The organism is Bradyrhizobium sp. 191, from assembly GCF_023100985.1.
Taxonomy (GTDB): Bacteria; Pseudomonadota; Alphaproteobacteria; order Rhizobiales; family Xanthobacteraceae; genus Bradyrhizobium; species Bradyrhizobium diversitatis.
In genome coordinates this window covers 2,347,161-2,363,113 of sequence record NZ_CP064692.1, presented here as the reverse complement: position 1 = coordinate 2,363,113, position 15,953 = coordinate 2,347,161, and the positions used below count along the sequence as shown (strand labels likewise).

Annotated in this window: 19 protein-coding genes; 13 read left to right on the top strand and 6 right to left on the bottom strand. The window is 64.9% G+C overall.

From position 1 onward, the window contains the following. Positions 1 to 102: 102 nt before the first annotated feature. From IVB23_RS10915 to IVB23_RS10875, 9 genes are all read left to right on the top strand, one after another. Positions 103 to 1,140 (top strand): class 1 fructose-bisphosphatase, encoded by a 1,038-nt coding sequence (locus IVB23_RS10915; protein ID WP_247803487.1) that lies wholly within the window; start codon positions 103 to 105, stop codon positions 1,138 to 1,140. Between the two features lie 12 nt (positions 1,141 to 1,152). Then, positions 1,153 to 2,028, top strand: coding sequence for a phosphoribulokinase (locus IVB23_RS10910; protein WP_061878441.1), 876 nt, complete (start codon positions 1,153 to 1,155; stop codon positions 2,026 to 2,028). A 16-nt stretch (positions 2,029 to 2,044) separates the two neighbouring features. Continuing rightward, complete coding sequence (gene tkt, locus IVB23_RS10905; RefSeq protein ID WP_247803486.1) at positions 2,045 to 4,063, top strand: transketolase; 2,019 nt, start codon at positions 2,045 to 2,047, stop codon at positions 4,061 to 4,063. Between the two features lie 12 nt (positions 4,064 to 4,075). Then, the gene (gene fba / locus IVB23_RS10900) at positions 4,076 to 5,161 is read left to right on the top strand and encodes a class II fructose-bisphosphate aldolase (protein WP_247803485.1); all 1,086 of its coding nucleotides are present in this window, start codon (positions 4,076 to 4,078) and stop codon (positions 5,159 to 5,161) included. A 38-nt stretch (positions 5,162 to 5,199) separates the two neighbouring features. Continuing rightward, positions 5,200 to 6,660, top strand: a complete 1,461-nt coding sequence (locus IVB23_RS10895) for a form I ribulose bisphosphate carboxylase large subunit (protein WP_197968031.1) — start codon at positions 5,200 to 5,202, stop codon at positions 6,658 to 6,660. An 11-nt stretch (positions 6,661 to 6,671) separates the two neighbouring features. Beyond that, positions 6,672 to 7,079 (top strand): ribulose bisphosphate carboxylase small subunit, encoded by a 408-nt coding sequence (locus IVB23_RS10890; protein WP_197968032.1) that lies wholly within the window; start codon positions 6,672 to 6,674, stop codon positions 7,077 to 7,079. 96 nt (positions 7,080 to 7,175) lie between these two features. After that, positions 7,176 to 8,108: a CbbX protein gene (cbbX, locus tag IVB23_RS10885; RefSeq protein ID WP_061878710.1), complete on the top strand. Its 933-nt coding sequence runs from the start codon at positions 7,176 to 7,178 to the stop codon at positions 8,106 to 8,108. Next, the gene (gene rpe, locus IVB23_RS10880) at positions 8,105 to 8,842 is read left to right on the top strand and encodes a ribulose-phosphate 3-epimerase (protein WP_247803484.1); all 738 of its coding nucleotides are present in this window, start codon (positions 8,105 to 8,107) and stop codon (positions 8,840 to 8,842) included. The genes cbbX and rpe overlap by 4 nt, the downstream gene beginning before the upstream one ends. A gap of 173 nt (positions 8,843 to 9,015) precedes the next feature. Next, the gene (locus IVB23_RS10875; RefSeq protein WP_194389132.1) at positions 9,016 to 9,228 is read left to right on the top strand and encodes a hypothetical protein; all 213 of its coding nucleotides are present in this window, start codon (positions 9,016 to 9,018) and stop codon (positions 9,226 to 9,228) included. Between the two features lie 20 nt (positions 9,229 to 9,248). On the opposite strand, the gene IVB23_RS10870 is transcribed toward IVB23_RS10875, so the two are convergent. Continuing rightward, the gene (locus tag IVB23_RS10870) at positions 9,249 to 10,085 is read right to left on the bottom strand and encodes a universal stress protein (RefSeq protein ID WP_247803483.1); all 837 of its coding nucleotides are present in this window, start codon (positions 10,083 to 10,085) and stop codon (positions 9,249 to 9,251) included. 207 nt (positions 10,086 to 10,292) lie between these two features. On the opposite strand from IVB23_RS10870, the gene IVB23_RS10865 reads away from it, so the two are divergent. Continuing rightward, positions 10,293 to 11,840 carry a Do family serine endopeptidase gene (locus IVB23_RS10865; protein WP_247803482.1) on the top strand — a complete coding sequence of 516 codons (1,548 nt, stop codon included), beginning with the start codon at positions 10,293 to 10,295 and terminating at the stop codon, positions 11,838 to 11,840. A 260-nt stretch (positions 11,841 to 12,100) separates the two neighbouring features. Further along, the gene (locus IVB23_RS10860; protein ID WP_061878709.1) at positions 12,101 to 12,463 is read left to right on the top strand and encodes a hypothetical protein; all 363 of its coding nucleotides are present in this window, start codon (positions 12,101 to 12,103) and stop codon (positions 12,461 to 12,463) included. Between the two features lie 12 nt (positions 12,464 to 12,475). Here IVB23_RS10860 and IVB23_RS10855 read toward each other — a convergent pair whose 3' ends face one another. Then, positions 12,476 to 12,769: a DUF6496 domain-containing protein gene (locus IVB23_RS10855; RefSeq protein WP_061878432.1), complete on the bottom strand. Its 294-nt coding sequence runs from the start codon at positions 12,767 to 12,769 to the stop codon at positions 12,476 to 12,478. Between the two features lie 84 nt (positions 12,770 to 12,853). Continuing rightward, positions 12,854 to 13,048: a DUF3072 domain-containing protein gene (locus tag IVB23_RS10850; protein WP_028176956.1), complete on the bottom strand. Its 195-nt coding sequence runs from the start codon at positions 13,046 to 13,048 to the stop codon at positions 12,854 to 12,856. A 115-nt stretch (positions 13,049 to 13,163) separates the two neighbouring features. Between IVB23_RS10850 and IVB23_RS10845 the strand changes: the two genes are divergently transcribed. Further along, the gene (locus IVB23_RS10845; protein ID WP_197968035.1) at positions 13,164 to 13,382 is read left to right on the top strand and encodes a hypothetical protein; all 219 of its coding nucleotides are present in this window, start codon (positions 13,164 to 13,166) and stop codon (positions 13,380 to 13,382) included. Between the two features lie 120 nt (positions 13,383 to 13,502). Here the strand turns inward: IVB23_RS10845 and IVB23_RS10840 are convergent, their stop codons facing one another. After that, positions 13,503 to 13,745 (bottom strand): hypothetical protein, encoded by a 243-nt coding sequence (locus IVB23_RS10840; protein WP_028176958.1) that lies wholly within the window; start codon positions 13,743 to 13,745, stop codon positions 13,503 to 13,505. 94 nt (positions 13,746 to 13,839) lie between these two features. Beyond that, on the bottom strand, positions 13,840 to 14,097 hold the full coding sequence (locus IVB23_RS10835; RefSeq protein ID WP_247803481.1) for a hypothetical protein: 258 nt from the start codon (positions 14,095 to 14,097) through the stop codon (positions 13,840 to 13,842). A 140-nt stretch (positions 14,098 to 14,237) separates the two neighbouring features. Here IVB23_RS10835 and IVB23_RS10830 point away from each other — a divergent pair, with 140 nt between their 5' ends. Continuing rightward, positions 14,238 to 14,459 (top strand): hypothetical protein, encoded by a 222-nt coding sequence (locus IVB23_RS10830; RefSeq protein WP_197968036.1) that lies wholly within the window; start codon positions 14,238 to 14,240, stop codon positions 14,457 to 14,459. Here the strand turns inward: IVB23_RS10830 and IVB23_RS10825 are convergent. Then, the gene (locus IVB23_RS10825) at positions 14,456 to 15,943 is read right to left on the bottom strand and encodes an HWE histidine kinase domain-containing protein (protein ID WP_197968037.1); all 1,488 of its coding nucleotides are present in this window, start codon (positions 15,941 to 15,943) and stop codon (positions 14,456 to 14,458) included. The two genes, IVB23_RS10830 and IVB23_RS10825, sit on opposite strands and share 4 nt — an antisense overlap. Positions 15,944 to 15,953: the final 10 nt, after the last annotated feature.

Sequence of the window (15,953 nt, the reverse complement as noted above, 5' to 3'; positions counted from 1 at the left end):
TTATTAAGCTGCCCCTGTCAATCTCCTGATGCCGGGACTGATCGCACCGACCTCCAGCGGGGAGGCAATCGGAGGCGGCGCCGACGAAGGGGATGGACGCAGATGACCGGGCAACTCAGGCTGGACGACCACCTTCAACGGTATTCGGAGACCGCACCCCACGCGCTGGCGGTGGCGGGTGCGGTGGATGCCATCGCGGCAGCGGCGATCGAGATTGCCGATCTCATCGCACCCGGCGATCTCGCCGACGCCTCGGGCCTGACCACGGGCCGCAACAGCGATGGCGATCTCCAGCGCGATCTCGACGTCCAGGCGGACGCGATCCTGCGCCGCTGCCTCAGCCGGCTGCCGATCGCGGCGCTGGCGTCGGAGGAGATGCGCGAGGCTCAGATCGTTGATCGTCAGGGGCGCATCTGCATCGCGATCGATCCCCTCGACGGCTCCTCCAACATCGACATCAACATGACCGTCGGCACGATCTTCTCGATCCTGCCGGCGCCCGATGACCTCTCGCTCGCCTTCCATCAGCGCGGCTCGGCGCAACTCGCTGCCGGCTTCGTCACCTACGGCCCGCAGACCTCGCTGGTGCTGACGCTCGGCGACGGCGTCGACATCTTCACGCTCGACCGCAAATCCGGCTGTTTCCGCCTCGCGCGCAGCGTGGTGCAGATCCCGGAGGCCTGCGAGGAGTTCGCGATCAACGCGTCGAATCGCCGGCACTGGGATCCGCCGGTGCGCGCCTTCGTCGACGAGTGCCTCGCCGGCGTCGACGGGCCGGCCAACCACGATTTCAACATGCGCTGGATCGGCTCGCTGGTCGCGGAAGCCTATCGCATCCTCACCCGCGGCGGCGTGTTCCTGTATCCTTCCGATGCGCGCCCCGGCTATGGCGACGGCCGCCTGCGCCTCACCTACGAGGCGCATCCGATGGCCATGATCATCGAGCAGGCCGGCGGCTCGGCCTCGACCGGGCGCGAGCGCATCCTCGAACTGTCTGCGCAGAGCCTGCACCAGCGCGTCCCGCTGATCATGGGCTCGAGCAACGAGGTCCGGCGCGTCGAGGAACTGCATTGCGATCCGCTGCTGGTCGCCAGCGTCTCCGCGCCGCTGTTCGCGCGCCGCGGCTTCTTCCGGCTCTGAGCGAGGCGCGCCATGTCCAGGAAGCATCCGATCATCTCCATCACCGGCTCCTCCGGCGCCGGCACCACCTCGGTCAAGAAGACCTTCGAGCAGATCTTCTTCCGCGAGAAGGTCAACGCCGCCTACATCGAGGGCGACGCCTTCCATCGCTACGACCGCGCCGAGATGCGCGCGCAGATGGCCAAGGAGGCCGAGCGCGGCAACAAGCATTTCAGCCATTTCAGCCCCGAGACCAATTTGTTCGAGGAGCTGGAGCGCGCATTCCGCGATTACGGCGAGACCGGCACCGCGGTGACGCGGCACTACGTCCACGATGCCGAGGAATCGGCGCTGCACGGCGCGGCACCCGGCACCTTCACCGACTGGAAGCAGCTGCCGGAGAACTCCGACCTGCTGTTCTACGAAGGCCTGCACGGCGCCGTGGTCACGGACAAGGTGAATGTCGCGCGCTATGCCGATCTGAAGATCGGCGTCGTGCCTGTCATCAATCTCGAATGGATCCAGAAGCTGCACCGCGATCGCAGCGCGCGCGGCTATTCCACAGAGGCCGTTACCGACACCATCCTGCGGCGGATGCCGGACTACATCCACTACATCTGCCCGCAATTCACCGAGACCGACATCAACTTCCAGCGCGTGCCGACGGTGGACACCTCCAATCCGTTCATCGCGCGCTGGATCCCGACGCCGGACGAATCGATGGTGGTGATCCGCTTCAAAAACCCGCGCGGCATCGACTTCCCCTATCTGCTCTCGATGCTGCCGCAGAGCTGGATGTCGCGCGCCAATTCGATCGTGTGTCCGGGCGCCAAGCTCGACCTCGCGATGCAGCTGATCCTGACGCCGCTGATCATGCAGCTGATCGAGCGCAAGCGAAACCTGAAGTGAACGAGGAGAGAATCCGATGAACATCTCCGTCCACGCCGAAGCCGACGTCACGGCGGTCACGCACCACGATCTCGCCAACGCTGTCCGCTTCCTCGCGGTGGACGCCATCGAGACCTCGCAGTCCGGCCATCCCGGGCTGCCCATGGGCATGGCCGATGTCGCGACCGTGCTGTTTTCGCGCTTCCTGAAATTCGATTCGGCGCATCCCAATTGGCCGGACCGCGATCGTTTCGTGCTCTCGGCGGGCCACGGATCGATGCTGCTCTATGCGCTGCTGCATCTGACCGGCGGAGACGTCAGCCTCGACGACATCAAGGCCTTCAGGCAGTGGGGCTCGAAGACGCCGGGCCACCCCGAATATGGTCACACGCCCGGCGTCGAGACCACGACGGGCCCATTGGGGCAAGGCATTGCAACCGCGGTCGGCATGGCACTCGCCGAGCGCATGGCCAATGCGCGGCATGGCGATGGGCTCGTTGACCACTTCACCTATGTCATCGCGGGCGACGGCTGCCTGATGGAAGGCATCAGCCAGGAGGCGATCTCGCTTGCCGGCCATCTCGGGCTCGGCCGGCTGATCGTGCTGTTCGACGACAACGGCATCTCCATCGACGGTCCGACCTCGCTCGCGACGTCGGACGATCAGCTCGCGCGCTTCGCCGCCTCCGGCTGGTCGGTGCGCCGCGTCGACGGCCATGATCCCGAAGCGGTGGCACAGGCGATAGCGGAGGAGCGGGAGACCCCGAAGCCGTCGCTGATCGCCTGCCGCACCATCATCGGTTATGGCGCGCCTGATAGGCAGGGCACGGAGAAGGCGCATGGCGCGCCGCTCGGCACCGAGCAGACGGCGGCGGCGCGCCGGAATCTGGGTTGGGACTACCAGCCCTTCGTGGTGCCGCTCCCGATTCAGAAGGCCTGGCGGATGATCGGGCAACGCGGGCAGGTCGACCGGCTCGCCTGGCTCGATCGCTATGAGCGTGCGACGCCGGAGCAGCGCGACCTGTTCGTTGAGGGCAAGGCCGTCGCTTTGCCCGCTGCCTATGCACTGGCCGCCGCAAAATTACGCGAGCGTTTCGCATCCGAGCGTCCGAAGCTCGCGACGCGGCAGGCCTCGCAACAGGTGCTCGACGGCATCGCCGGGACCATCCCCGGCCTGGTCGGCGGCTCCGCGGACCTCACGCATTCGAACCTCACGCATGCCAAGGCGCAGGCTCCCGTCAAGCGAGGAGCGTTCGGCGGCGATTACATCCACTACGGCATTCGCGAGCACGGCATGGCCGCTGCGATGAACGGTCTCGCATTGCATGGCGGCTTCATTCCCTATGGGGGCACGTTCCTGGCCTTCTCCGATTACAGCCGGCCCGCGATCCGCCTTGCCGCGCTGATGCGCGTGCGGGCCATCCATGTGATGACCCACGATTCCATCGGCCTCGGCGAGGACGGCCCGACGCATCAGCCGGTCGAGCATCTGGCGGCGTTGCGCGTGATTCCGAACCTCCTGGTGTTCCGTCCCGCGGACGCCGTGGAGACGCTGGAGGCCTGGGACTGCGCGCTCAGCTCCGAGAACCGTCCATCCGTGCTGTGCCTGTCGCGCCAGGCGCTGCCGACCTTTCGCAGCGATGCGCGCGGCAGAAACCGTGTCTCACGCGGTGCCTATCTCGTCGTCTCGCCGGAGGGCGGGCGCGACGTGACGCTGATCGCAACCGGCTCGGAAGTGGCGATAGCCCTGGACGCCGCCCGCCTGCTCGCGACCGAACACATCCGTGCGGCCGTGGTGTCGGCGCCGTGCTTCGCCCTGTTCGAGGAACAGCTGGACGATTACCGCGCCGCCATCCTCGGCACCGCGCCGCGCGTCGGCATCGAGGCGGCGGTGCTGGGCGACTGGCCACGCTGGACCGGCACCGACGGCGAGTTCGTCGGCATGCGCGGCTTCGGCGCCTCGGCGCCGGCACCAGTGTTGTACCGCGAATTCGGCATCACGCCGCAGAGCATTGCGGAAGCCGCCCGCCGGGCGATTGCCCGCAAGAGACAATAAGGAGGACGTCCCGTGGCCCGTATCACACTTCGCCAGCTGCTCGATCATGCCGCCAGCCACGGCTATGCCGTGCCGGCATTCAACACCAATAACATGGAGCAGGGCATCGCGATCATGCAGGCGGCGGCCGAGGTCGATGCGCCCGTCATCATCCAGGCCTCACGCGGCGCGCGCAGCTATGCCGGCGATCTCATGCTCTCGCACATGATCGACGCGCTGGAGCGGACTTATCCCGACATCCCGCTCTGCATGCACCAGGACCACGGCAATGACGAGGCGACCTGCGCCTCCGCGATCGCCCACGGCTTCACGTCGGTGATGATGGACGGCTCGCTCAAGGCCGACGCAAAGACGGCGGCCGACTACGACTACAACGTCGCGATCACCCGCCGCGTCGTCGATCTCGCGCATTGGGTCGGCGCGTCCGTCGAAGGCGAGCTCGGCGTGCTCGGCTCGCTGGAGCACGGCGGCGGCGAGCAGGAAGACGGCCACGGCGTCGAGGGCAAGGTCAGCCACGACCAACTGTTGACCGATCCTGATCAGGCCGTCGATTTCGTCCGCGCAACGAAGGTCGACGCCCTGGCGATCGCGATGGGCACCTCCCACGGCGCCTACAAGTTCAGCCGCAAGCCCGATGGCGACATCCTGGCGATGCGCGTGGTCGAGGAGATCCATCGCCGGCTGCCGAACACCCATCTGGTCATGCACGGATCCTCCTCGGTGCCGCAGTCGCTCCAAGACATGTTCAACCAGTTCGGCGGCGAGATGCCGCAGACCTGGGGCGTGCCGGTGGACGAGATCGTCCGCGGCATCAAGAGCGGCGTGCGCAAGGTCAATATCGACACCGACTGTCGGCTGGCGATGACTGCGGTGTTTCGCAAGGTGGCGGCGCAAAGCCGCAGTGAGTTCGATCCACGCAAATTCCTCAAGCCCGCGATGGACGCGATGCGCGAGCTCTGCCGCGAGCGCTTCGAGCAGTTCGGCACCGCAGGTCACGCGAGCAAGATCAAGGTGGTTCCCTTGAACGAGATGGCGCGGCGCTACCGCGCCGGCGAGCTCGATCCGCGCGTCGACGCCCGCGAGTCCGTGGCGGCCTAGTTAATCGGAAAGAGCAGAGAAAAGAGCAGGAGAGAGACATGAACGCACATGCAGGCACGGTCCGCGGCAAAGAGCGCTATCGCTCCGGCGTGATGGAATACAAGCGCATGGGCTATTGGGAGCCCGATTACACGCCAAAGGACACGGATGTCATCGCGCTGTTTCGCGTCACGCCACAGGAGGGCGTCGATCCGATCGAGGCCTCGGCTGCGGTGGCCGGCGAATCCTCGACCGCGACCTGGACCGTGGTGTGGACCGATCGCCTCACCGCCGCGGAGAAATATCGCGCCAAGTGCTATCGCGTCGATCCGGTCCCGGGCTCGCACGGCTCGTATTTCGCTTATATCGCCTATGACCTCGACCTGTTCGAGCCGGGCTCGATCGCAAACCTGTCGGCCTCGATCATCGGCAATGTGTTCGGCTTCAAGCCGCTGAAGGCGCTGCGCCTGGAAGACATGCGCTTCCCCGTCGCCTATGTGAAGACGTTCCAGGGGCCGGCGACCGGCATCGTGGTCGAGCGCGAACGCCTCGACAAGTTCGGTCGGCCGCTGCTGGGCGCAACGGTGAAGCCGAAGCTCGGTCTATCCGGGCGCAACTATGGCCGCGTGGTCTATGAGGCGCTGAAGGGCGGGCTCGACTTCACCAAGGACGACGAGAACATCAACTCGCAGCCCTTCATGCACTGGCGCGACCGTTTCCTCTACTGCATGGAGGCGGTGAACCGCGCGCAGGCCGCCTCGGGCGAGGTGAAGGGCACCTACCTGAACATCACCGCGGGCACGATGGAGGACATGTACGAGCGCGCGGAGTTCGCGAAGGAACTCGGGTCGTGCATCGTCATGATCGACCTCGTGATCGGCTACACCGCGATCCAGTCGATGGCGAAGTGGGCGCGCCGCAACGACATGATCCTGCATCTGCACCGCGCCGGTCACTCGACCTATACGCGGCAGAAGAGCCATGGCGTATCGTTCCGCGTCATCGCCAAATGGATGCGCCTTGCCGGTGTCGACCACATCCATGCCGGCACGGTGGTCGGCAAGCTCGAAGGCGATCCCAACACCACGCGTGGCTACTACGATGTCTGCCGCGAGGACTTCAACCCGACCAAGCTCGAGCACGGCCTGTTCTTCGACCAGTTCTGGGCGAGCCTCAACAAGGTGATGCCGGTCGCCTCCGGTGGTATCCACGCCGGCCAGATGCATCAGCTGCTCGACCTCCTGGGCGAAGACGTCGTGCTGCAGTTCGGCGGCGGCACCATCGGCCATCCCATGGGCATTGCCGCCGGCGCGATCGCCAACCGCGTGGCGCTGGAAGCCATGATCCTCGCCCGCAACGAGGGCCGCGACTACATCCACGAGGGCCCGGAGATCCTGGCCAGGGCGGCCGAGACCTGCACGCCGCTGAAGGCGGCGCTCGAAGTCTGGAAGGACGTGACCTTCAATTATCAATCGACCGACACGCCGGACTTCGTGCCGACCGCGCTCGAAACCGTTTGAGGAGATTTGACATGAAGCTGACTCAAGGCTGCTTCTCGTTCCTGCCCGATCTCACCGACGATCAGATCACCAAGCAGGTGCAATATTGTCTGACCAAGGGTTGGGCGGTGAACATCGAGTTCACCGACGATCCGCATCCCCGCAACACCTATTGGGAGATGTGGGGGCTGCCGATGTTCGACCTTCAGGACGCCGCCGGCGTGATGATGGAGCTCGCCGAATGCCGCAGGGTGTACGGCGACCGCTACATCCGCATCAGCGGCTTCGATTCCAGCCATGGCTGGGAATCGGTGCGGATCTCCTTCCTCGTCAACCGGCCGCCGAAGGAAGCCGAGTTCGAGCTGGTGCGGCAGGAAGTCGGCGGCCGCGCGATCCGTTACACCACGATGCGCAAGCCGGCCCCCCACGCCGCTCAATAACCATTCTCCTCCGCGCGGAGCTCTCCCTGCTCCGCATCCTTGGCGGACCACTGCTTCGCCGCTCCCGGCGGCGAAGCTCTTTTCTTCGAGGTGCCGATGCTCGATGTTCCCCATGCAACGACGACTGAACAGAACGAGACTCGTTTCGATCTCCGCAAGGAGGCCGAAGCGGCCGGGATCACCGATACGCTGCAACAGCTCGATCAAGAGCTGATCGGGCTCAAGCCGGTGAAGGACCGCGTGCGCCAGATCGCCTCGCTGCTGCTGGTCGAACGTATCCGGCAGCGGGCGGGACTGGCCTCCGCGCCGCCGACGCTGCACATGTCGTTCACGGGCAATCCCGGCACGGGCAAGACGACCGTGGCGCTACGCATGGCCAAGATCCTGCACGGCCTCGGCTTCGTGCGGCGCGGTCAGGTGATCTCCGTGACGCGCGACGACCTCGTCGGCCAGTATATCGGCCACACCGCGCCGAAGACCAAGGAGATCCTGAAGAAGGCGATGGGCGGCGTGTTGTTCATCGACGAGGCCTATTACCTGCATCGTCCCGACAACGAGCGCGACTATGGCCAGGAATCGATCGAGATCCTGCTCCAGGTGATGGAGAACCAGCGCGAAGACCTCGTGGTGATCCTTGCCGGCTATGGCGAGCGGATGACGAGCTTCTTCGCCTCCAATCCCGGCTTCCGCTCGCGCATCGCCCATCACATCGAATTTCCTGACTATGCCGAGGCCGAACTGCTCGTCATCGCCGAGCTGATGCTGAAGGAGCGCGGCTATCGCTTCTCGGCGGCCGCGCGCGAGGCTTTCGAGAAGTACATCGAATTTCGCCGGACCCAGCCGTTCTTCTCCAACGCCCGTTCGATCCGCAACGCCGTCGACCGCATTCGTCTGCGGCAGGCCGATCGCCTGGTGTCCGATCTCGACCGTATGCTCGATGTCGCCGACCTCGAGACCATTGATCCCGCGGACGTCCTTGCGAGCCGCGTCTTCAGCGGCGGCACTGAAGCGCGGAGTGCAAAGCCATGAGCGGAGACATCCTTATCGCCCCCTCGATCCTGGCCGCGGATTTCGCCCGTCTCGGCGAGGAGGTCGCGGCGATCGATGCGGCCGGGGCCGACTGGATCCATTGCGACGTCATGGACGGGCATTTCGTGCCGAACATCAGTTTCGGTGCTGACGTCATCAAGGCGATCCGGCCGTTGACGAACAAGGTCTTCGACGTGCATTTGATGATCGCGCCGACCGATGCCTATCTCGAGGCGTTCGCGAAAGCCGGAGCGGACCTCATCACGGTGCACGCCGAAGCCGGCCCGCATCTCGACCGCTCGCTCCAGGCGATCCGCTCGCTCGGCAGGAAGGCTGGCGTCAGCCTGTGTCCGTCGACGCCGGAGGCGACGATCGAATACGTGCTCGACCGTATCGATCTCGTGCTGGTGATGACGGTCAATCCGGGCTTTGGTGGCCAGTCATTCATCGGGTCGCAGATCGAGAAGATCAGGCGGATCAGGACCATGATCGGCGAGCGGCCGATCCGTCTCGAAGTCGATGGCGGCGTCACGCGCGACAATGCCGCTGCCGTGGCTGCAGCGGGCGCCGATACGCTGGTCGCGGGTTCCGCCGTGTTTCGCGGCAGGGGCGCTGCCGATTATGCCGCCAATATTGAAGCCATTCGCGCCGCCGCCGAGGCCGGCCGAGTTCCGCACCTGCAAAACAGTTCTGCGCAGCGGATGCGTGTGAGCGAGGGAGGCCTCATCCGGTAGACTACAGGAGACCGAGGTCCCCCTTGGCGCCATTTGGAACTTGACCCGCGTACGCATTTTCCAAGAACGAGCCGAGATCAGGCGCGGGCGGGGCGCAGCAAATCTTTTGCACAATCGCCATCGGCCTGACGTAAATTAAGACAATAACCTCGGCAGATGCGAGGGAGGGTCTCATGGAGAACGTACGTCGCTACCGGGCGCTGGCGTCCCTCTGTCGTCAGCAGGCGGCCTACCGGCCGCTCCAGACTTGGGAACTCCTCGGCCAGGCCGAACATTTCGAACACCTCGCCGAAGTCGAACTCAAGGCGCATTTCGACGCGTGCAATGTGCAACGCAATGGGGACGTTGCCGCACCCCCGCCTTGGGAGGCTCCCGTCGCGGCGTAATGGCGCCAAGCCGGCTCGGCTCAATGCGACATCAGCGTCGGCACTGTCATAGCTTCCAGCATGGCACGGGTGACGCCGCCGAGAATGCGCTCCTGCAACCGCGAATGGCCATAGCCACCCATCACCAGGAGATCGAGGCTCTCGTCGGCCGCCAGCGACAGGATGGTCGGCTGAATGTCGGCGCGCGTCGCCGACAGGCTGACCGTGCGGGTCGGCAGTCCGCGCCGGCCGAGATGTTTTGCCAGACTGCTCGCTGAAGCTTCGCCGGAGACGGCGTCGGCCTCGTTGATGGTGATGATCACGATCTCTGCGGCGCGCGCCAGGAATGTCGCTGCGTCACGCACGGCGCGGGCAGCGAGGCGGCTGCCGTCCCAGCAGATGCCGATCCGGCTCGCCTTGAAGGCTCCACGGAAGGTGTAGGGCAGGAACAGCACCGGGCCGCCCGCCTGAAACAGGATCTCGCTCGGCACGTCGTTGTCGAACGCGCCCTGAGCCGGATCCGGCTGGAGTACGATGCTGAGGTCGTGCAGTCGCGCCATCTCGCCGAGCGAGACGGCTGCATCCGCCGGGATCGCGCCGAGCGCGTGGCAGGCGTAGGAGATGCCGGCGTTCGCCGCTTCGCTCCTGAACACCGCGAGCGCGGCCTCGGCCCGCTCCACGGCCCGCTCGCGCTCCAGTTCGAACACGGCCGCCACCGCCGCGCCGCCCTCCATCACGTAAGCTGCACTGGTTGCGACATAGCCGACCGCGACCGCGTCGAGATGAGCGTTGAGGTGCGCCGCGAGCGAGATCGAACCCTCGATCGCGGACCGCATGGGACGTTCGGTGGGAATGTGGACGAGAATGTCTTTGTACATGGCGCGCCTCCGGTGGACCTCATAGGTGCAGTTTTTCACTGCGCGAAGCGCCCGTGTTGAGCTGCATCAAATGGGCGGCGGCGATCTGCCTGCTGCGCCCGCTCTCCCCGTTCTTTGCCGAGATTTAATCGGATGGACGGGACGCCGTAAGGTGGAAGCGACCATGTTGAGGGCAAGGCGACACCAGCTCAACATGGATATTTCGACATGAACGATCGCGTCAATTCCGACACCACCACGTCCCGCAAGATCTTGAGGCCGCGCCGGCTCGCGCTGCTCGGCACCGTGGCCGCGCTGGGCGTGGCCGCCCTGTCAATGGCGCCAGGCTCCGCGCCGTTCGGTACGAACTCCTTCATTGCGCCGGCTCACGCTGCGGAAGCCGCCGTGACGCCGCCGGGCTTCGGCGATCTGGTCAGCAAGGTCAAACCCGCGGTGATCTCGGTGCGGGTGAAGATCGACCAGGACAGCGACAAGACCGCGATGCTGCAGCAGAACCGGATGGATTCGGACGAGAATACGCCGTTCGACCAATTCTCGCGACAGTTCGGCTTCCGCTTCCCGGGCGGCATGAACGGCATGCCGCGCCAGCGCCATCAGGTGATCACGGGCGAAGGCTCCGGATTCTTCATTTCCGCCGACGGCTATGCCGTGACCAACAACCACGTCGTCGACCACGCCGAATCCGTGCAGGTGACGATGGATGACGGCACGACCTACACTGCGAAAGTCGTCGGCACCGATCCGAAGACCGATCTCGCGCTGATCAAGGTCGATGGCAAGAAGGACTTTCCGTTCGTCAAATTCTCCGACCAGAAGCCGCGCATCGGCGATTGGGTGGTCGCCGTCGGCAATCCCTTCGGTCTTGGCGGCACTGTGACCGCGGGCATCGTCTCGGCCAGCGGCCGTGATATCGGCAATGGTCCCTATGACGACTTCATCCAGATCGATGCGCCCATCAACAAGGGCAATTCCGGCGGGCCGGCCTTCGACATGAACGGCAACGTGATCGGCGTGAACACTGCGATCTTCTCGCCCTCGGGCGGCTCGGTCGGCATCGGCTTCGATATTCCCGCCTCGACCGCCAAGCTCGTCGTCGCGCAATTGAAGGACAAGGGCGTGGTCACCCGAGGCTGGCTCGGCGTGCAGGTGCAGCCCGTGACATCGGATATTGCCGACAGCCTTGGCCTCAAGGAGGCGCGCGGGGCGATCGTCGACAATCCGCAGGATGGCAGCCCGGCGGCGAAGGCCGGCATCGAGGCGGGGGACGTCATCACCGCCGTCAACGGCACCACGATCAAGGACTCCCGCGACCTCGCGCGCACCATCGCCACCTTGGCGCCGGGCACGTCCGTGAAGCTCGATGTCTTCCGCAAGGGCGACAGCAAAACGGTGACCCTCGCGCTCGGCGAGCTGCCGAACGAACGGCAAGCCAAAGGAAATGGCAATGCCGACGAGGGCAAAGGGCAGCCGAATGCCGGCACGCCGCGCCTCGGCCTCAGCTTGGCGCCGGCAGGTGACGTCCAGGGCGCGGGCCAGAAGGGTGTCGTCGTCACCGAGGTCGATCCGCAAGGGCCGGCGGCACAACGCGGCATTCAGACCGGCGACGTCATCCTCAATGTCGGTGGCAAGGCGGTCGCCAATGTCGGCGACGTCCGTTCGGAGCTGGCGCAGGCCAAATCGTCGGGCAAGCGCAGCGTGCTGTTGCAGGTCAGAAGCGCGGAGGCGACGAGATTCGTCGCAGTTCCGCTCGCGTAGAGTCGCGCGCATCGAGCGACCCAAAGGCGGCCCTCGGGCCGCCTTTCCTGTTCAGCCTCGAAATTCCCGTTGGGCTATTGATAACATTCTCGTTAACCACAGGAATGGTGACGCAGTTCGTCCGAAAAAGCCGTGTTCGTTCATCACAGTTCCAACATCTGCGGCAAGGAGGCCGCAAAGGTGGATTGCAGGCGTGGAACTTCGAGCCTGCCGCCGCTTTGTGGAACTTGCTGGCGGTTCGCATTTTGATCGGTGCCGACATGGTTCGATTGAAGCTCTCGCGGAGGAGTGCACTGCTCGCAGCGTCATTGGTGCTCTGGGGCGGAAACGCGCTCGGGCGAGATGACGGCCGCTACGCGAACTCACCCCTGAAGCCATGGTTCGACAGTCTGCGCAGCCAGCTCGGCCCGTGCTGCTCGGATGCGGATGGATTTGCCGTCGCCGATCCCGACTGGGAGTCGCACAACGGGCGTTACCGCGTGCGTCTGGACGGGCAGTGGATAGATGTGCCGGACGAAGCCGTCATCACCGAGCCGAACCGGGCCGGCCGCACCATGGTGTGGCCGGTGAAGACGGCGTTCGGGATTTCGATCCGCTGCTTCATGCCGGGCAGCATGACCTGAGACGGGTCAGCGTCAGCGCTTGCTGGATTTGCGCTTCGACGACTTCTTTGACGACTTGCTTGACTTAGACGATTTTCTCGACGTCTTCTTGGCGCTGTTCCGCTTCGATGCCTTCTTCGGGACCTTCTTGCCCTTCTTGCGTGCCTTCGACAGTCCGATCGCGATTGCCTGCTTGCGGCTCTTCACGCGGCCGCCGCGTCCTCCGCGCCCGCTCTTCGCGGTACCCTTTTTGTAGCGCCGCATCTCGCTTTCGACATCGCTGCCGGAGCTGCGTGAGTAGCGACGTTTCTTTGCCTTGCGTGCCATGCATGCTCTCCCTTGGCGAGGAGAACCATTCGGCTCAGCCATGGTTCCGGCAGCGCACACACAACGTGCAGGCGCGCGCCGCGGCTAGAAGGAGTTCGCCAGCTCGATCTCCGCCTCCAGCGCCTGGATGCGCCGTGCGGCCTCACCGAAGGACAGGTCCCGTGCAAATTGGGCGGGTTGATAGGCCTCTTCGCTCAGCCGCTTCAGCCTGAGACCCTGTGCCCGCGTCATCTGCTCGCCGAGAAAAACCCTGGCGTCGTATTTACCTTGAACCTGCATCCGCGTTCTCCGTTCTGAAATCGTGACTTGACTATACGTTCTTATTTTGTTCTAACAAGCCATGGACAACAGAATTAATGAAATTCGACGTAAAATCAGAGTCTTGAGGCTCGAAATGGCCGACGTCGAGGCGTCGGTGCGCGATCTCGTCGAGCGCGGCTGCGATTGCACGGAAAGGGCCCTGGCGCAGATGGATCTGCGCCGGAGAATCAACCTCCTGATCGGCGAATGGAAGGCAGCTGGCGGCAGCGACGTTCTGCCTGACGTCCGCGACCGGGTCCGCCTTCGTCCCGCGAAGACGGGCAATCCTGCGCGCGCGAGCGGGCCCCGCTGAAATCGGGGAGCGCGCGGTGGAGAAGGGACCCGGACGCGTACCGGATTTGAAACTGCGCACGAGCCCCAAGAGAAAGGGCCCCGCAACGGGCGGGGCCCTCGATGGATTCCAGGGAGTGGCCTATTTGGTGTTGGTCATGCCGCCTTTGTTCGTCATGGTGCCGCCCTGATCGGAGCCGGGGCCGGAGCCGCCTTGGCCGGAAGGATCAGCGCCCTTGGAAGACTTGGTGTTGGCGCCGGTGGTCTGTGACGATGACATCGAGGATCCATGCTTGGCCTTGTGTGACTTGGCCTGCACGGCGAACGGCGCGGCGGCAAGGCCGGTTGCCAACATTACGGCGAGAGCGAGCTTGGTCGTCTTCATGCGGGAAACTCCCTGAGTTAATTTGACGCAGGCAGCCAACCGTTCTTCGCCGCAGGAGTTCCCGACAAAGCACCTCCCGCGGGTCACGCGCGCTTCAAGTTTGCTTGTCCTCCTCAATGATGAACACGACGCCGGTGAGCGTCGTACCGATCGCGAACGTCGTCACCAAGGTGAGAGTGAAGACCAGAATGGCCTGGCTTCCGCCGTTATTGAGCAGGTTGGCCACGGCTGGATTGGACAGGACGAGCGTAAGGCTGAAGGTGAGGCCGAGGGCCGCGCCCATCATTGCATGCGTCATCAGCTTTATAAGTCCGCTGGCAGAGATCAGGTCAGACGACTTCTTGGTGCGCATGGGAGTGCATCCCGAATTGGCATGCAAACACCCGCGCGGTTGTCTGGTTCCATTCGATTGAAATAATTGTCATCGCCCGCTTCATCCGACGTTCATGCCGGGCTTGCAAGGATGAGCGCCATCAAAACGGGAACATGGATATGGGTAAGGTAGTCTTTCTTTACCGCTCGCTGGCCTATCGCAACGCGGCTGCAGACATCCTGCGCAAGGCCCGCAGGCTGCCGCGCGGAGCAGAGCGAAGCGCGGCGCGTCGCTACGCCAGGGCCCTGCGCGATCTCGCCCGAACGGAAGCCTGGCTGGAAGGGCGAGTCCCGCGCGAACCGCGGGTGGCTCAGCGCATGACGAGCGCAGCCTCCGGTTAGCCGGACGCGCGCTGCAACTCTGCGGAGCCGCCGGTGTCGAACTTGCCGGGTCCGGCGGTGGCCGTCCGGCGCTTCAGCGGCACCTCCAGGCGGCACAACAGGCCTTCAGCGCGCCAATCGAACTGCGCCTGTCCGCCAAGCTGGGACTCGACGCTCGCAAGCAGGCTTCGCGTTCCAAAGCCGCGAGATTTCGGTGTCATGACCAGCGGACCGCCGGATTCCTCCCAGCTCAGCGTGAGCAGCTCGTCCTCGACCCGCCAATCGATCGCGAGCCGCCCCGATCGAGTCGAGAGCGCGCCATACTTGGCCGAGTTGGTGAAGAGCTCGTGCAGCGCGAGCGCCAGCGTCTGGGCCGTCGCCGGCAGCAACTGAACTTCGGGACCGGCCAATCTGATCTGGTCGCCGAGCGAATAGGGCGCAAGCTCCTCGTCGATCAGCCTGGAGAGCTCGGCGCCCTCCCAGCTCGACAGCGACAGGATGGTGTGCACGCGCGCCAGTGCATTGATACGTCCCTCGACGGCGTTGACATAGTCCTTGACCTCGTCCGCCCGGGTGAGACGCACGATCGATTGCGCCAGTGCCAGCGCGTTCTTGGCGCGATGATCGACTTCCCGCGCCAGGAGATTCTGCCGCTCCTCGGCACGCTTGCGCTCGGTGATATCGACGGTGACGCCGCTGACGCGCACCACGCGCCCGCTCTCGTCGACCGTCGCCGCCGCCGTGCCGACGCACCAGCGCACCTCGCCGTCGGGCCGCACGATGCGGAACTCAGTTTCATAGGCGCGCGTGCCCTTGTTGAACTCGGCGATCGCCTTGCGCAACTGATCGACGTCATCGGGATGCAGCAGCGCCTGGACGTTGGCCGGATTGACTTCGAAGCTCTCGGGGCCGACGCCGAAGATTCGGTATTGCCCCTCGTCCCACATCCAATCGCCGCTGATCCAGTCCCAGTCCCAGGATCCCATCTTGCCGGCAGCGATCGCCATGCTGCGCCGCTGCTCGCTCTCGCGCAGCTTCGCGGTGGAGCTCTCCAGTTCCGCAGTGCGTGCGCGGACCCGGTCCTCGAGCTCGTGGTTCAGCCGTTCGAGCTCGCGCGTCTTGCGGTAGAGCTCGGCAAATACCCTGATCTTGGCGCGCAGCACTTCCGGCACGACCGGCACCGGCACGTAGTCGACCGCGCCCATCTCGTAGCCGCGCAACCGGTCGATGTCGCTGACCTGGATGGCCGAGATGAAGATCATGGCGGTCTTCTGGAAACGCGGATGCTCGCGGATCATCGCGGCGAGCTCGAAGCCGTCGAGTTCGGGCATACAGACGTCGACCAGGATCACCGCGATCTCGGTCTTGAGCAGCACCTCCAGCGCCTCGCGTCCCGAGGAGGCGATCACGAGGTTCTCGCCGAGATCCTTCAGGATCACCTCATAGGCGAGCAGCTTGGCCGGCTGGTCGTCGACGAGCAGGATGTTGACCTTTTCCTGGTCCATACGCGGGCCC

Bases quoted from the DNA above. Each gene is read 5' to 3' on its own strand.
- IVB23_RS10850 (WP_028176956.1), bottom strand. From the start codon at position 13,048: ATGCAGGTTCAAGGTAAATACGACGCCAGGGTTTTTCTCGGCGAGCAG.
- IVB23_RS10825 (WP_197968037.1), bottom strand. From the start codon at position 15,943: ATGGACCAGGAAAAGGTCAACATCCTGCTCGTCGACGACCAGCCGGCC.
- IVB23_RS10910 (WP_061878441.1), top strand. From the start codon at position 1,153: ATGTCCAGGAAGCATCCGATCATCTCCATCACCGGCTCCTCCGGCGCC.
- IVB23_RS10840 (WP_028176958.1), bottom strand. From the start codon at position 13,745: ATGAAGACGACCAAGCTCGCTCTCGCCGTAATGTTGGCAACCGGCCTT.
- rpe (WP_247803484.1), top strand. From the start codon at position 8,105: ATGAGCGGAGACATCCTTATCGCCCCCTCGATCCTGGCCGCGGATTTC.
- IVB23_RS10865 (WP_247803482.1), top strand. From the start codon at position 10,293: ATGAACGATCGCGTCAATTCCGACACCACCACGTCCCGCAAGATCTTG.
- IVB23_RS10855 (WP_061878432.1), bottom strand. From the start codon at position 12,769: ATGGCACGCAAGGCAAAGAAACGTCGCTACTCACGCAGCTCCGGCAGC.
- cbbX (WP_061878710.1), top strand. From the start codon at position 7,176: ATGCTCGATGTTCCCCATGCAACGACGACTGAACAGAACGAGACTCGT.
- IVB23_RS10845 (WP_197968035.1), top strand. From the start codon at position 13,164: ATGGCCGACGTCGAGGCGTCGGTGCGCGATCTCGTCGAGCGCGGCTGC.
- IVB23_RS10890 (WP_197968032.1), top strand. From the start codon at position 6,672: ATGAAGCTGACTCAAGGCTGCTTCTCGTTCCTGCCCGATCTCACCGAC.
- IVB23_RS10915 (WP_247803487.1), top strand. From the start codon at position 103: ATGACCGGGCAACTCAGGCTGGACGACCACCTTCAACGGTATTCGGAG.
- tkt (WP_247803486.1), top strand. From the start codon at position 2,045: ATGAACATCTCCGTCCACGCCGAAGCCGACGTCACGGCGGTCACGCAC.
- IVB23_RS10870 (WP_247803483.1), bottom strand. From the start codon at position 10,085: ATGTACAAAGACATTCTCGTCCACATTCCCACCGAACGTCCCATGCGG.
- IVB23_RS10875 (WP_194389132.1), top strand. From the start codon at position 9,016: ATGGAGAACGTACGTCGCTACCGGGCGCTGGCGTCCCTCTGTCGTCAG.
- IVB23_RS10835 (WP_247803481.1), bottom strand. From the start codon at position 14,097: ATGCGCACCAAGAAGTCGTCTGACCTGATCTCTGCCAGCGGACTTATA.
- IVB23_RS10895 (WP_197968031.1), top strand. From the start codon at position 5,200: ATGAACGCACATGCAGGCACGGTCCGCGGCAAAGAGCGCTATCGCTCC.
- IVB23_RS10860 (WP_061878709.1), top strand. From the start codon at position 12,101: ATGGTTCGATTGAAGCTCTCGCGGAGGAGTGCACTGCTCGCAGCGTCA.
- IVB23_RS10830 (WP_197968036.1), top strand. From the start codon at position 14,238: ATGGGTAAGGTAGTCTTTCTTTACCGCTCGCTGGCCTATCGCAACGCG.